At 68.7% G+C, this 14,691-nt stretch carries 13 protein-coding genes; 4 read left to right on the top strand and 9 right to left on the bottom strand.

The window, feature by feature from the left end; translation table 11 throughout:
- Positions 1 to 16: 16 nt before the first annotated feature.
- A complete protein-coding gene (locus tag F9K07_RS00395; protein WP_159588288.1) occupies positions 17 to 1,552 on the bottom strand; it encodes an amidase in 1,536 nt (511 codons plus the stop codon).
- A gap of 208 nt (positions 1,553 to 1,760) precedes the next feature.
- Here F9K07_RS00395 and F9K07_RS00390 point away from each other — a divergent pair, with 208 nt between their 5' ends.
- Both F9K07_RS00390 and F9K07_RS00385 read left to right on the top strand, forming a co-directional pair.
- The gene (locus F9K07_RS00390) at positions 1,761 to 3,437 is read left to right on the top strand and encodes a thiamine pyrophosphate-binding protein (RefSeq protein ID WP_159588286.1); all 1,677 of its coding nucleotides are present in this window, start codon (positions 1,761 to 1,763) and stop codon (positions 3,435 to 3,437) included.
- A 4-nt stretch (positions 3,438 to 3,441) separates the two neighbouring features.
- Positions 3,442 to 4,053 carry an SRPBCC domain-containing protein gene (locus tag F9K07_RS00385; RefSeq protein ID WP_159588284.1) on the top strand — a complete coding sequence of 204 codons (612 nt, stop codon included), beginning with the start codon at positions 3,442 to 3,444 and terminating at the stop codon, positions 4,051 to 4,053.
- On the opposite strand, the gene F9K07_RS00380 is transcribed toward F9K07_RS00385, so the two are convergent.
- From F9K07_RS00380 to F9K07_RS00360, 5 genes are all read right to left on the bottom strand, one after another.
- Positions 4,033 to 5,397, bottom strand: a complete 1,365-nt coding sequence (locus F9K07_RS00380; RefSeq protein WP_159588282.1) for an amidase — start codon at positions 5,395 to 5,397, stop codon at positions 4,033 to 4,035. The two genes, F9K07_RS00385 and F9K07_RS00380, sit on opposite strands and share 21 nt — an antisense overlap.
- Before the next feature lie 138 nt (positions 5,398 to 5,535).
- The gene (locus F9K07_RS00375) at positions 5,536 to 6,339 is read right to left on the bottom strand and encodes an NAD-dependent epimerase/dehydratase family protein (protein ID WP_159588280.1); all 804 of its coding nucleotides are present in this window, start codon (positions 6,337 to 6,339) and stop codon (positions 5,536 to 5,538) included.
- Positions 6,336 to 7,223 (bottom strand): SMP-30/gluconolactonase/LRE family protein, encoded by an 888-nt coding sequence (locus tag F9K07_RS00370; protein ID WP_201451496.1) that lies wholly within the window; start codon positions 7,221 to 7,223, stop codon positions 6,336 to 6,338. The genes F9K07_RS00375 and F9K07_RS00370 overlap by 4 nt, the downstream gene beginning before the upstream one ends.
- Before the next feature lie 6 nt (positions 7,224 to 7,229).
- Positions 7,230 to 8,213: a Bug family tripartite tricarboxylate transporter substrate binding protein gene (locus F9K07_RS00365; protein ID WP_159588278.1), complete on the bottom strand. Its 984-nt coding sequence runs from the start codon at positions 8,211 to 8,213 to the stop codon at positions 7,230 to 7,232.
- A 280-nt stretch (positions 8,214 to 8,493) separates the two neighbouring features.
- Positions 8,494 to 9,306 (bottom strand): SDR family oxidoreductase, encoded by an 813-nt coding sequence (locus F9K07_RS00360; protein ID WP_159588276.1) that lies wholly within the window; start codon positions 9,304 to 9,306, stop codon positions 8,494 to 8,496.
- Positions 9,307 to 9,447: 141 nt separating this feature from the next.
- Here F9K07_RS00360 and F9K07_RS00355 point away from each other — a divergent pair, with 141 nt between their 5' ends.
- Positions 9,448 to 10,233, top strand: a complete 786-nt coding sequence (locus tag F9K07_RS00355) for a crotonase/enoyl-CoA hydratase family protein (RefSeq protein WP_159588274.1) — start codon at positions 9,448 to 9,450, stop codon at positions 10,231 to 10,233.
- A gap of 274 nt (positions 10,234 to 10,507) precedes the next feature.
- On the opposite strand, the gene F9K07_RS00350 is transcribed toward F9K07_RS00355, so the two are convergent.
- The gene (locus tag F9K07_RS00350; protein ID WP_159588272.1) at positions 10,508 to 11,278 is read right to left on the bottom strand and encodes an IclR family transcriptional regulator; all 771 of its coding nucleotides are present in this window, start codon (positions 11,276 to 11,278) and stop codon (positions 10,508 to 10,510) included.
- An 11-nt stretch (positions 11,279 to 11,289) separates the two neighbouring features.
- Positions 11,290 to 12,543 (bottom strand): CaiB/BaiF CoA transferase family protein, encoded by a 1,254-nt coding sequence (locus F9K07_RS00345; protein ID WP_159588270.1) that lies wholly within the window; start codon positions 12,541 to 12,543, stop codon positions 11,290 to 11,292.
- Positions 12,544 to 12,697: 154 nt separating this feature from the next.
- Here F9K07_RS00345 and F9K07_RS00340 point away from each other — a divergent pair, with 154 nt between their 5' ends.
- Entirely contained in the window at positions 12,698 to 13,855 is a 1,158-nt protein-coding gene (locus F9K07_RS00340; protein WP_159588268.1) for an acyl-CoA dehydrogenase family protein, read from the top strand.
- Positions 13,856 to 13,912: 57 nt separating this feature from the next.
- Here F9K07_RS00340 and F9K07_RS00335 read toward each other — a convergent pair whose 3' ends face one another.
- Positions 13,913 to 14,689 (bottom strand): SDR family NAD(P)-dependent oxidoreductase, encoded by a 777-nt coding sequence (locus F9K07_RS00335; protein ID WP_159588266.1) that lies wholly within the window; start codon positions 14,687 to 14,689, stop codon positions 13,913 to 13,915.
- Positions 14,690 to 14,691 lie beyond the last annotated feature (2 nt).

Genomic DNA, 14,691 nt, shown 5'->3' with positions numbered 1-14,691 from the left:
CGAAGCGGGCGTGGCCTCAGGCCCGCCCGGCTCCCCACAGCCGGTGTTGAAATGCCTGCTGAGCGTTCAACACCTGCTGCAAGGCCAAGGCCGCCTGGATCACCACGCGCTCGTGCAAACGCCGCGCGGCCAGCGATACGGATACGGGCAGGCCCGTGTCTGCCCCGAGTCCGACTGGCAGGGACACCACCGGATAGCCCAGCAGGTTCCACTGGCGCGGCAGCGACACCGCGTGCAGCGATCCCGTGCCCGACGCGACGTCGTAGCCGCTTCCCCGGGGCCGTGCGACGTGGTGCACGGTGGGCTCCAGCACCATGTCAACCCGGTGCTCGGCCATCCAACGGTCCCAGGCCAGGGTCTCCAGGTCGCGCCGCTCGCGCGCCGCGATGTAGTCGGCCAGTGCATAGGAGCGGCTGGCTTTCTCGACCGTCTCGCGCACCGATGGCCGGTACAGGTGCAGCCGCTCGGGCACGTGCTGGCGGTGGTACGCCCAGGCCTCGGGATAGAGGAGCAGCGCAAGGTCGTCCGCGCTGAGCCACGAACGCGGTGCGGCAAGGTCCAGCAGCTCGGCACCGAGCGTGATCGCCAAGTCGCGCGCGCGCGCCAGGGCGTGCGCCACGTCGTCGTCCAGCGTCGCGCTATGGGGTCGGTCGGTCATGGCGATGCGCACGCCGCGCAGGGGCTGGTCTTGGGCAGCAGGCAAAAGCGGCAGGTGCCGCGTGCCGTCGGCAAACGCATCGACGGCCGCAATTCCGGCCGCGTCGCTGCACATGGCGTGCAACAGCGCGCTGCAATCGTCCACCGTGCGGCCCATCGGCCCGGCGGTGTCACGGCTTGGTGCCATGGGAATCACACCGTCCAGCGGCAGGCTGCCGTAGGTGGGCTTGAGGGTGGCCACGCCGCACAACGCGGCCGGCACGCGCAGCGAACCCCCGGTGTCGGTGCCGAGCGCGGCCGCCACCATGCCTGTGGCGAGGGCGGCGGCGGACCCCGCGCTGGAGCCGCCCGCGCTGCGCGCGAGATCGAACGGGTTGCCCACCTGGTCGGCCGTGGCGCCGTTGGCGAATTCGTGTGTGTGCGTGTGGCCCAGCGGCACCATGCCGTGCGCCCGCAGGCCGCGCCAGAGGGCGCTGTCTTCAGGCGCGATGTGGCCCTCCAGCACCCGGCTGGAAGCGGTGAGCGGCAGGCCGCCAATGGCGATCACGTCCTTGATGCCCAGCGTGGTGCCGCACAGCAGCGGTACAGGCTCGCCGGACGCGAGCAGGCGGTCGGCAACATGGGCCGCTTGCAGCGCGCGTTCGGGGTACAGGCGCACCCAGGCGTTGACGGCGTCGGGCGCACCGTCGAAGCTGGGCGACCCGCCATTGGCAGCGTCCACGCGCGCCAGGCACGCGGTGGTGAGTTCCACCGAGGAGACCTGGCCAGACTGCAGCATGGCGGCCGCCTCCAGCAAGGACCATTGCCAGGGCGCGCTGCGCTTGCGCGCCGCCTCCTGGGCGGTCTCGAGGGCTGCCACGCATGCGTTGCTGAAGCGGCCTTTCCATGTCTGCATCGGTCGTCGTCCTGTGTTCAAGCCCGGTGGGTGCGGTGGGGGCATATGAACACAGCTCCGCAGACCGCCCATGGTCGTTCCATGGGGTGGAAACTCTCTATGAGAACAGTCTCTGTGATGGGCACGGGGTGTTCCATGCTGTGGAACTCCGAACGTCCGCCGAAGTGCCGCTTGTTATCCTGAGCGCCCATTCAAGCAAGGTGTGCCGATGAAAGTCAGTGAAGCGATAGCGCAGGCGTTCTGCCTCGAAGGTGGCGAGGTGGTTTTTGGCTTGCTGGGAGACGCCAACATGCCGCTGTGGATCGGTCTGGCGGCGAAGCCGAACGTCGAGATTTTCTCCGCGCGCCACGAAGCTGCCGCCGTGGCCATGGCCGATGGCCATTTCCGTGCCAGTGGAAAGGTGGGCATCGCCACCATCACCTCCGGCCCCGGCCTCACGCAGATCGGCACCTCGCTCGTGGCCGCCGTGCGCAATGGCAGCGCAATCGTCGTCGCGGTGGGCGACGTGCCGCTGGCCGACCGCAACAACGTGCAGAAGTTCGACCAGCGCCGCTTCGTCGAAGCCTGCGGAGCGGCCTTTGTGAACGTCACCGGCACGGGTAACGTGGCGCAGGAAGTGGCCGAGGCGTTCTACACCGCGCGCGTGCGCCGCCAGCCCGTCGTGCTCAACATGCCGGTCGACGTGCAGGAGCAGGCGTTCGAATGGGACTTTGCCTACGAGCCCGCGAAGGACCACGTGCCCGCGCCACCGTCCACGCCGCCGGCCGAACACCTTCAGCAGCTCGTGGAAAAGCTCTTGCAAGCCGAGCGCCCAGTGGTTCTGGCTGGTCTGGGCGCAAAAGCCGCGGGCGCGGGCGAGGCGCTGGCCGAACTGGGCGAGCGTGTGGGTGCCCTGCTGGCCACCACGCTCAAAGCCAAGGGCTTCTTCGCCGGCCAGGCGTATGACGCGGGCATCGCCGGCGCCTTCGCCAGCGCCCCCACCGAGCAACTGCTGGGCGAGGCGGACTTCGTGCTCGGCGTGGGCGCCGAACTGGGCTACTACACCACTGAGGGCGGGCTGCTGTTCCCGGGGGCGGAGGTGGCGCGCATCGACACCGCGCCCCACCCGAAGGAGCTCGGTGTCCTGCCCGGCCTGTACCTGCAGGGCGACGCCAAGGCCACCGCGCAAGCGATCAACCGCGTGCTGGCCGAGCGCGGCGAACGGCGCGAAGGCTACCGCACGGCCGAGACGCGCGCGGTGCTCGACGCGCCCCCAGCTGCGATCGAAAAAGCCACCGACGGCATGGACCCACGCGCCCTCGCCGCGCGCATCGGTGCGGCCTTGCCCGACAACGCCGTGGTCACCATCGGCTGCGGCCACTTCTGGGCTTTCTTCCACATGTACACGCCGGTGCGTGCCGACCTGCCGCTCTACATGTCGTACCAGTTCGGCTCCATCGGGCAGACCCTGCCGATCGCCATGGGCGTGTCGGTGGCGCACCCGGACCGTGCGCACCTGGTGATCGAGGGCGACGGCAGCGCGATGATGCACATCCAGGAGCTGGAGACCTTCGCGCGCCACGGCCGGCCTGCAGTGGTGTTGATCTGGAACGACGCGGGCTTCGGTGCCGAGGTGCACAAGCTCAAAGCCAAGAAGGCCGACGAAGCCTTGGGCCGCTGGCCGACGTCGCCCGACTTCGTCACGGTCGCGCGCGGCTTCGGCGGCGATGGCGAGCGCGTGGAGCGCGAGGAAGACGTGCAGGCCGCGCTGCAACGCGGCTTCGCGTCAGGCGGGCTGTACCTGGTCGACGCGCGCGTGTCGCCCAGCACCATCAGCGACCCCTATCTGAAACTGCAGTTCGGCGTGGAGAACCGCGCGCCGCTGCTGCGTGGCCCCAAGAGGTGAACCCATGATCGTTTTCGATGACCAGTTCGAGGTGCCGGCCGATCCCGACGCCGTGATGCAGCGCTTCATGGACGTGAACGCCATCGCCGCCTGCGTGCCCGGTGTGTCGCTGCAAGGCCAGGACGAGCAAGGCCACTACCTCGGCACGATGACGGTGGCCTTCGGCCCCAAGCGCCTGAAGTTCCAGGGCCGCATGCAGTGCGAGTTCGACGCCGCAGCGCGCACCGGCGTGCTCAGCGGCGGCGGCGCGGCCGCGGGCCGCTCGGCGCAGGTGCAGATGAACACGCGCTTCGCGGTGGTACCGGTCAGCGCTGGCCGCAGCCGTGTGGAGATCGCCTCGCGCACCGAGATGCACGGTGTGCTGGCGCAGTTCGCCACCGCCGGCGGCGCGGCCGTGGCCAAGGCGCTCATGGAGGAGTTCGCGAACAACCTCAGCCAGACGCTCTCGGCCTCGGCGACCACCGCTGCCGCCAGCGCAGAGCCCGGCGCACAGCCTGCGCCACCGCAGGCCCCGCCGCGCGCGGCCGAGCTGTCGGCCAGCCGCATGTTGTGGCGCGTGCTGCTCTCGCGCTTGCGGGCCTGGGGCTTGCTGCCTTCAGCGTCCCGGGGCCGCTGAAAAGCCCTCAGGGGCCCACGAGGCCTGCAACGCCGCGCAGGCGTTGAGCACGGTCTCGTCGTGGCCCGGCCGCGCCACGATGTGCAGGCCGATGGGCAGGCCGTCGACCAGGCCCAGGGGCACGCTGGCCGCCGGGCAGCCCGCCAGGTTGGTCCACGCCAGTTCGAAAGGCACTCCTGTCTCGCTCAGCAGTGGCGCCACGTCGTGGTGCGTGAGTCCGATCAGCAGATCGTGCGTGCCGAACAACGTGTCGATTCGAGCGGTGAAGGACGCGCGCTCGGCCATCGCGCGCGCGACGTCGGCCTCGCTCAAGCCGCGCGCATGTTCGAAGCGCTGCCGCAGCGCATCGGGCAGCAGCGCTTCGTCCAGATGGGCCAGGGTGCCGCTGCGGGTCATCAGCGAGAGGCGGTCGGCGTCGGAGATCACCTTGAACGCGTGGCCGCTGGTGGAGAAGTCCAGCGCCACCGGCTCCATCGCCCAGCGTCTCTCGCGCGCCAGGTTCGACATGGTGGTGCGCCACAGCGCGTCGATGGCGCGCCCGCGCGGCGTTGGCGCGGTGCCGGTGTCGAGCACGCCGACGCGCAACCCCTGTGCGCGGGTCGCGTCCAGTGCGTCGCTCAGCAAGGGCTGTGGATGGCGTGCCGTTTCCGCGTCGGACGGGTCGGCCCCGCTCATCACCGCGAGCAGCTTCGCCACATCGCGCACGTCGCGCGCCAGCACGCCGATGGCGCAGAAGAAGCGGTTCGCGCCAAAACTGCCGTGCCGGGGCACGCGGCCGTTGGAGGGCGCGAAACCCAGCACGCCGCACAAAGCGGCCGGGTAGCGGATGGAGCCGCCGGTGTCGGTGGCGATGGCCACCGCGCCGATGCCCGCCGCCACCGCGCACGCGGCACCCGAGGACGAGGCACCGGCCGAGCGCGCCGGGTCCCAGGGGTTGCGACATGGCCCGCCGAGGCTGCTGCCATGGGCCAGGCTCATCGCGAAGTCCGAGAGATTGGTTTTGCCGAACACGATCGCGCCGGCCTTGCGCAGGCGGGCCACGGCGGGAGCGTCGGCCGTGGGCACGAAGTCCTGGAGTTGCGGAGATCCGCCGGTGGTGCGCAGGCCGGCGGTGAACAGATCGTCTTTGAGGGAGAGTGGCACACCGGCGAGCGGGCGCGTGTCGTGGCCGGTGTGCGCTCTGGCCAGCGAGCGCGCGTGTTCGTCGAACACCGATAGGAAGGCGTTGTGCGCCGCGCCGACGCCGTGGGCCTGGCGCAGCACATCGTCCACGATGTCCGGCACCGTCCATTGCCTTGACTGCAGCCCTTGCGCCGCCTGGGTCAACGTCAACCGTGCGAGCACGTCAGTCCTCCACTGCGCCGAAGCGCGACTCGTCACGCATGAAGTGGTCCCGTCCAGGGACACCGAGGGTCCGGCTTTGCCGGCCCCAGGTGTCGCCCCCCTTCCAGGGGGGAGCGCCGAAGGCGCGCAGGGGGTGTTTCATCCTCGCGTGTAGCCAATCTCGCAGAACCCGCCGCCCTGAAAGCGGTCGGCGGGGCTGTCCCCTGGCGGTGGGAACTGGCTTTGGTAGGCATCGGCACTGTCGCGCGGCGCCCAGCCGATGCGCGCGCGGTCGTCGCCCTGCCACCAGCTCGCGCGGTTGTTCGACACGCCCCAGACGACCGCACAGCCGGTGGAGGCTGCCGTGACGCTGTGGGCCACCAGGCGCGCCATGTCCTCGCGCGAGAGCCAGGTGGCGAGCATGCGTTCCTGCTTCGGTTCGGGGAAGCACGAGCCGATGCGCAGCGACACGCTTTCCACGCCGTTGCGGTCCCAGAAGAAGCGCGCCACCATCTCGCCGAACACCTTGGACAGGCCGTAGTAGCTGTCGGGGCGGTAGGTGCAGTCCTTGTCGAGCACGGTCTCGCGCTCGTGAAAACCGATCACGTGGTTGGACGAGGCGTAGACCACGCGCAGGCCGTGCGCCAGCGCCGCTTCGAACACGTGGTGCACGCCGCGCAGGTTCGGCCCCAGCACGGTCTCGAACGTGCCGTACTCCACCAGGCCGCCGAAATGCACGATGCAGGCGCAACCTTGCGCCAGTCGAAGCATGGCCTCGCGGTCGTTCAGGTCGGCCGCGATGAACTCGGCGTTCGCCGGCAGCGGGTCGGGAAACGGTGCGATGTCGGTCAGGCGCAGCCGCCAGCCGCGCGCGATCAGGCTGGGGATCAGGTCGCGTCCGAGCTTGCCGGAGGCACCGGTGATCAGCACAGGCAGGGAGGGAATCGGCAGGTCGTCGTTCATATCGGTTCAAACAGGGCAATGGGCACGCCGCGCAGCGCGGTGCTCGCGCGAAACAGCGAGCCCGCGTGCGGGTGGCCGGCGCGCTCGGGTGGCAGGCCGGCGCTCAAGGAGGTGAGGTAGACCGCGCCGTCGGCGAAACACGGCATGGTAGGGGCAGGCACCGGCACGCGCACCTTGTGCAGCAAAGCCCCCGAAGGCGAGAAGCCGTTCAGGCACCCGGCGGACACGCCGGCCGACCAGTAGATGCCTTGCGTGTCGCAGGCCGCGCCATCGGGTCGGCCTTCTTCGGCGCTCAAGGTGGCCAGGCGGCGGCGGTTCGAGATCGATCCGTTGTGGGCATCGAAGTCCCAGGCGTCGATCCACGGCCCTCGGCTGTCCGAGTGGTACAGGGTGCGCCCGTCAGGGCTCCACGCCAAACCGTTGGAGGCCTTGAAGCCTTCGGCTTTTTTCTCCACCCCGCCGTCGGGCCGCACGCGGTAGAGCACACCGATGTCTTCCTTGACGGCGCGCTCGTCCACCGTGCCAACCCAGAAGCAGCCGTCGGGTCCGGTCTTGCCGTCGTTGAGCCGCGCGTGCGCGGGGATGTCGCGCATGTCCGCAAAGGGGCGCCGGGTGCCCAGCGCGGGGTTGAACAGCGCGACGCGGTGGCGCAGCGCCACGAGCAGCTCGCCGGAGGCGCACAGCCCGAAGCTGCCCACCGGTTCGGGCTGCGTGTAGGACGCTTGCCGGCCCGAGGCGAGGTGCAACGCGTAGAGCACGCCCCTGGGGATGTCGCAGAACCAGAGCTGGCCCCGCGCCGCATCCCACACCGCGCTTTCGCCGGTGTCGCAGCGCGCATCCCAGGCCAGCGCGAAGTCCATGTCCATCGGTTCGAAGGTGCTCACGCCGGGTCAGTCGAGTTTCACGTTCGCGATCTTGATGCGCTGCGCCGAGCGCGCGAAATCGCGCTTGAGGAAAGCGGCGAATTCTGCCGGACTCTCGCCCACCGGCTCCAGACCCCAGGCATCGATGCTGTGGGCCTTGAACTGGGGCGTGGTCAGGATCTTGCGCAGCTCGCCCGCGATCTTGTTGACGATGGCTGGCGGCGTGCCCTTGGGCGCGACCAGGCCGAGGTAGAAGGAGGCTTCGAAATCTTTGTAGCCCAGCTCGTTGAACGTGGGCACGTTCGGCAAGGCCGCCAGGCGCTTGGGGCCGGACATGGCCAGGCCGATCAGCTTGCCCTGCTGGATCTGCGGCAAGGCCGCGGTCACGGCGGTGAACATGCCGCTCACGCGGCCCGAAGCGAGGTCGGGAAACGCCGCGGCCGCGCCTTTGTAGGGCACGTGCGTCATCGTGATCTGGTTCAGGCTGGCGAACCATTCCATGGCCAGGTGCGAGGTGTTGCCCAGGCCGGCCGAGGCGTAGGACACCGCGCCCGGCGTGGTCTTGGCGCGTGCGACGAATTCGCTCAGCGAGCCGCTGCCCGGGGGCGCCACCAGCAGCATCTGCGCGTCGGCGATGCGGGTCACGGGCGCGAAGTCCTTCTCGGGGTCGTAGGGCAGCTTGGCGTACAGGTACTTGTTCAGGCTGAGGCCGGCGTCGGTGGCGAACAGGAAGGTGTAGCCATCGGGCGCGGACTTGGCCACGTGGTCGGCGCCGATGATCTCGTTGCCGCCGGGCTTGTTGTCGATGATCACGGTCTGCCCGAGGGCTTCGGTGAGCTTCTGGCCCACGGCGCGCGCGACGATGTCGGTGGGACCGCCGGCCGAGTAGGGCACGACGAAGCGGATGGGCTTGTCCGGGTAGCTCGCTTGCGCGGACGCCGGTGTGGTCGATAGAAAAATGGAGGCGACGCCGACCATGGCGGACGCCAGGAACCGGGTGGTTGGGTACATGGTGCTCTCTTGTCTCGGTGTAGGAATGATGAAGGGTGGAGCCGCGCGGTTCGCGAAAGGTAGTCCTTGGCAAGCGGCGCGGCAACGGGGTTAGCCCATGCGTTCCACGCGGTGGAACCTGGAAGGTGTGAGCGGGTCCGCCATGGCCGCTCATCCTGCCCAGACGCACCCACTCGGCGTTGCAAATGCTCGCCGTAGCCCGAGCTACGGCTGTGCTTTGCGCCTTGATTGGGCGCGCCTGGACAGGCTGCTCGACCACGCCGGACCCGCTCACACCTTCTTAAACTTTTTTGTAGCGTGCGCCTTTTTCCGGCAGCACGAAAACGCCCTTGTTGAGCCACTGTCCCCCGTCGGCCACCAGCACCTCGCCGGTGATGTAGCTGGCCACCGGCGCGCACAGGAACAGTCCGCATTCCACCGTCTCTTCGACGGTTTCGAAGCGGCCGGCGGGGATGGTGCCCAGGATCTTTTCGCGGCCCGCTTCGGTGGGCCAGAGCGCGGTGCGCGACTGTTCGGTGTCGACGAAGCCCGGGCACAGGCAATTCACCTGAACGTTGCGCGGACCCCACTCCACCGCCAGCGTCTGCGACATCGCGATCACACCCGCCTTCGCCGCGGCCGAATGGCAGGTGCCGGGGCCGCCGGTCCAGGCATACGCCGCGGAGATGCTCAGCACCTTGCCCGAGCCCTGGCGCAGCATGTGGCGACCGGCCGCCAGCGTGCAGTGGGCGGTACCGTTGAGCACGATGTCGATGACCGTGCGCCAGCCGTTGGCCGAGATGTCTTCGGCGCGCGAGACGAAGTTGCCCGCTGCGTTGTTGATCAGCACGTCGATGCGGCCCAGCTGTGCGACCACGCTGTCGATGGCCGCTTCCACCGCGCCGGCGTCGCGGATGTCCAGTGGCACCACGTGCGCCGAGCTGCCGGCGGCGCGCACGAGCGCGGCGGTTTCCTCCAGAGGCGCTTCACGCCGGCCCGAGAGCACGACGGTGCCACCCAGCGCGGCCGCGCGCAGCGCGAAGCCGCGGCCGATGCCGGTGCCCGCGCCGGTGATGAAGATGACTTGGTCTGCGAATGTGTGGTTGGCCAGCATGCAATGCCTCTGTGGTTGAACTGGCCGCGATGATCGTGTGCCGCATTCGAGGTGCTTCCGGAGGTTCCATGTCGTGGAACTGATGGCGCTGCTCCCATGGACGCTTCCTAGAATCCATCGCACTTCCAGGAGCACTTTCACATGAGCGATTTCGTCCTTTACCAACAGCAAGACCGCGTCGTGACCTTGACGCTGAACGACCCCGACATGCGCAACGCCCTGTCGACCCAGGCGCAGTACGACGCCCTCGTGGCCGCGGTGTCGCGCGCACAGGAAGACGCGTCGGTGAGCTGCGTCATCCTCACCGGCGCGGGCTCGGCGTTCTGCTCCGGCGGCAACTTGAAGGACATGCAATACAAGTCCGGCATCTCCGGCGGTTCGCCGTACGACATCCGCGACAACTACCGCCGTGGCATTCAGAAGATCGCGCTGGCGCTCTACAACCTCGATCTGCCCACCATCGCCGCCATCAACGGCCCGGCGATCGGCGCGGGCTGCGACCTTACCTGCATGTGCGACATCCGCATCGCCTCCGACAAGGCGCGCATGGCCGAGAGCTTCGTCAAGCTCGGCATCACGCCGGGCGATGGTGGTGCCTGGCTGTTGCCGCGCGTGGTCGGCATGTCCAAGGCGGCGGAGATGACCTTCACCGGCGACGTGCTGGACGCGCAGCAGGCGCTGGCCTGTGGTCTGGTGTCGCGCGTGGTGCCGCACGAGAACCTGCTCGACGAGGCCATGGCGCTGGCGCAGCGCATCGCCGCCAACCCGCGCCCTGCCTTGCGCATGGCCAAGCGGCTGTTGCGCGAAGGGTCGCACCAACGGCTGGAGGCGGCGTTGGATCTGGCCGGTTCGTACCAGGCCATTGCGCATTTCACGCCCGAGCACATCGAGGCGGTGGAGGCCTTTCTGGCGGCTCGCAAACACTGAGCCACCCTTCTGGCTCCCTCCCCCTCTGGGGGAAGTTTGGCCTCACCATGCACACCATTCCCGCGTTCCCCTCACCCCAACCCTCTCCCGCAAGCGGGAGAGGGAGCAAATCCCGCGCTCCGACCACAGCGTGAGCACGCGCTCGTTTCGTCGGTAGCCGTGTCTGTGTCTTACTCCCTCTCCCGCTTGCGGGAGAGGGTTGGGGTGAGGGTGTATTTGAAGCACCACAACATGTGTAGATACCAATGCCCAGCGGAGGAAGGAGCGAAATCCTTCACTCGTCGAAGTCGCCCAGCTTCTCGCGCGCCGTGCGCGACGCGCGCTCACCCCCCAGCCGGCGCGACCCTGCCACCGCCGCGTGCCGTGCGGCCTTGAGCAGGTCGATCACGTGGCCCGTCACGCGTTTGGTGGGCACCACCACCGACAGGCAGTAGTGCACCGCGCCATCGCTGCCGAACAGAGGCACGCTGATACCGCTCAGGCCCTTGATGCCGCCCCCATGCGACACGGCATAACCCTGGCGCCGCGTCGTGTCCAGGATGGAGCGCAACTCCTTCACCGTGCAGCGGATCTCGCGCGTGGCCGGCTTGATCACCTGCTCCAGCGCATCCGGTTCCATGAACGCCATGAGCACCAGCGAGGCGCCCCCCAGCCCCAGCGGCGTGCGCTCGCCGGGACGGTTCACGGCGAACAGGGGCTGCGAGGAGCGCGACACCTCGACGCACAGGCGGTCGTTGCCATCGATGCTGTTGAGCGTGACGGTCTCGCCCGTGGCCTCCACCAGTTCGGCCATCACCGGCCGCAACAAGCGGCGCACGTCCACCGTCTGGTTGGCAATGGCGGCCAGGCGCACGAATTCCATCGACAGGCTGAAACGCAAGTCCGGCCCGCGTGTGAGGTAGCCCAGGCGCTGCAGGTCGCCGGTCAGCCTCGAGGTGGTGGATTTCGCCAGGCCGATCTCATCGGCGATCTCTTGCAGGGACAGCGTGGCGTGCTCCAGCGAGAAGCAGCCCAGGACGGAGAAGACGCGGTCGACGGTGCGCATGGGGGTGGATGCTAACTGGAGAGCGGCCGCGGCCAGGCGGGCGCGGCGCTGCGCGCCAGCGCCGCCTTGATGGCCTGCGTGTGCTGGCCCAGCGTGGGTGCAGCGCTCGTGGCGGTGGTGGTGCTGTCGGACATGCGCACCGGACTGCCGATGGCGGGCACCTCGCCCTGCTGCGGGTGCGCGATCCACTGCACCAGGCCGCGCGCTTTTACCTGCGGGTCTTCGAACACCTCGGCCACGTCGTAGATCGGGCCGCACGGCACGCCGTGCGTGGAGCACTTTTCCACGCAGGCCTGCGTGTCGATCTGTTGGAAGGCGCGGTCCAGCTGCGCATACAACTCGGCGCTGTGGGCCAGGCGCTGGCCATTCGTGGCGAAGCGCTCGTCCTCGGCGAGTTCGGGCACCTCCAGCACCTTGCACAGCGACTGGAACTGGCGGTCGTTGCCCACGATCACCATCACCCGGCCGTCGCGGCACGCAAAAGCATCGGTGGGCGCCACCATCGGCAAGCGGTTGCCTTGTCGGCTGGGCGCGCCATTGCCCGACAGGTAGCGCAGGCCCAGGTGCGCGAGCGACGCAACGCCCACGTCCAGCAGCGCCATGTCGACCCATTGGCCACGCCCCGTCACGGCGCGGCGCTGCAGCGCGGCCAGGATGCCGATGGTGGCGTAGAGACCGGTGGCCAGGTCGATCACCGGCAGGCCGGTTTTCAAGGGGCCGCCATTCGGTGTGCCGTCGGGGTGGCCGGTCAGCCCCATCAAGCCGCTCATGCCTTGCATGATCGTGTCATAGCCCGGTCGGTCGCGGTAAGGGCCGGTCTGGCCGAAGCCGGTGATCGAGCAATAGATCAGCGCCGGGTTGGCCTTGGAGAGCGTGGCGTAGTCCAGGCCGTACTTCTCCAGCGTGCCCACCTTGTAGTTCTCGATCAGCACGTCGGCCGTGGCCGCCAGCTTGCGCAGCGCATCGGCGTCGTCCGGGTGGGCCAGGTCCAATTCGATCGAGCGCTTGCCCCGGTTGCAGGCGGCAAACTGCACCGCCTGATCCACCGGGTTGCCGTGGCGGTCGCGCATGAACGGCGGTGCCCAGGCGCGGCTGTCATCGCCCACGCGAGGCCTCTCCACCTTGATCACATCCGCGCCGAGATCGGCCAGCACCTGCGCCGACCAGGGCCCTGCAATCACACGCGAGAGGTCCAGCACCCGCAGGCCGCCGAGCGCGGCGTTGGAAAAATCGGCATCTGGAGTGGGGAGGGCGGAGGTGGCCATGTGGGTACGTTCGCGGTGCTGTGGTTGGGTTCGAAACCATTGTGTCCAGCCCAGCGGCGGCGCCATTCGAGGTTCCATCCCATGGAACACCGAAGCCCGGTTCAGAGACGTTCACATAGCATGAAGGCGTCACCTCACACCCTTCATCAAGCCTATGAAACTCGAACTCTCACCCGAACAGCAGCAGCTCGTCGACACCGTGCGCAAGGTGCGCCAGCGCGAGATCGCGCCACGTGCGCTGCAATCCATCGGCGGCGAATTTCCGCACGACAACATCAAGGCGCTGGCGTCGGTGGGCGTGATGGGCATGGCCATTCCTGAGCGCTTCGGCGGCAGTGACGCGAGCATTCTGGACACGGTGCTCGCGCTGGAGGAAATCGCCAAGAGCTGCTACATCACGGCCGAGGCGGTGATCGGCGAGATCGGCGTGCAGTCGCGCATCATCTCGACCTACGCACCCGAGCATCTGCAAGCGAAGTACCTGCCGCGCATCGCCTCGGGCGAAGGCGTGTTGTCGATCTGCATGACCGAGCCCGACGCTGGCACCGACGTGGCCAGCTTCCGCACCAACAGCCGCATCGAAGGCCACGAGGTGGTCATCAACGGTGCCAAGACCCTGATCAGCCGCGCGCAACTGGCCGACGTGCTGATCGTCTTCACGCGCGTCAACGGCATTGCCGGCGCGGCGGGCATCGGTTGCGTGCTCGTGCCGGGCGGCACGCCCGGCCTGCAGGCCAAGGCCACCTACCGCACCATGGGCGGCGACCACCTGTGCGACGTCACCTTCGACGAATGCCGCGTGCCGCTGGACCACCTCATCCTCCAGCAGGACAGCATGAAGACGCTGATCAACGCCTTCAACGCGCAGCGCTGCCTCAACTCGGCCATGTGCCTGGGCATGGCCGAAGGCGCGCTGGAAGAGTCCATTCGTTACCTGCGCGACCGCAAGGCCTTTGGCCAGCGCATCGGCGACTTCCAGGGCCTGCGCTGGAAGGCCGCCGACATGTACATCGAGATCGAGGCCGCGCGCGGTTTGCTCTACCGCGCCGCCGCCAGCGCCGATCCGTTCCCGGACCCGCTCATCACCGCCGCCGCCAAGACCTATTGCAACGAGATGGCCATCCGTGTGACCAACACCGCCGTGCAGATCCATGGCGGCTACGGCTTCACCGACGAATTCGCGGTTTCGCGCCTGTACCGTGGCGCGCGCTTCGGCAGCCTGGGGGGAGGTACCACCGAGACGCTGCGCAACTACGTGGGGCGGCACCTGGTGGACTACGTGGACCTGGCCTCAGGCGTGGGTGTTCACTGAGTCACAACGGGCCGTCCTGTGGGCCGGCCCAGGTCTCGCTCGCCACCGCGGATGGGCTCACCCGATCGAATACCCGCCGTCCACCATCAAGGTCTGCCCGGTCACGAAGTTCGCGCGGTTCGATGCGAGGAAGGCCACTGCTTCGGCGGTGTCTTCCGGCTGGCCAATGCGCTTGAGCGCGGTGTTGGCCGTCGCCACGCGCAGGTAGTGTTCGTCGAAGTCGCCGAGCTCCAGCGCGCGAAAGTGGATGCCGGCTTCCACGGTCCCTGTGCCCACCGCGTTGGCGCGCACGCCGTAGCGCCCCTCTTCCTTGGCAAAGCCTTTGATGAGCGCGTCCACGCCGGCCTTGGGCACGACCGACAGGGCGTCGCGCGCGGGCCAGCGCGCCAGGCCGGCGGTGTGGCACGCCACGATGGAGCCTTTGCTCTCGCGCAGCGCGGGCAGTGCGGCGGTGACGAGGTGGTAGAAGCCCATGGTGTCGGTCTGCAGGTATTCCAGCAGTTCGGACGCCGGCAGCTTGCTCAGGTAGCGCATGTGCACGTGTGGGCCGGCGGCGTACACCACGGTGTGGAGGGTCTCGAAATCGGCGCGCACGCGCTCGACCATCTGGCGCACGTTGTCCAGGTCGGACAGGTCGGCCTGGTAGGCCTCGGCGCGGCGACCCAGCGCGCGGATCTGCTGCACCACTTCTGCCGCGCGCCCGGCATTGCCGCGGTAGACCACGGCAATGTCCGCGCCACGCGTGGCGAGCACGCGGCAGACCACGCTGCCGATGCCACCGGTACCGCCGGTGACGATGGCCACGCCGGCCGGAAATTCTTCTGTGGTTGTCATGG

Source organism: Hydrogenophaga sp. BPS33 (assembly GCF_009859475.1).
GTDB lineage: Bacteria > Pseudomonadota > Gammaproteobacteria > Burkholderiales > Burkholderiaceae_C > Hydrogenophaga.
The sequence above is the reverse complement of the archived record's forward strand: the minus strand, read 5'-3'. Positions and strand labels throughout refer to the sequence as shown.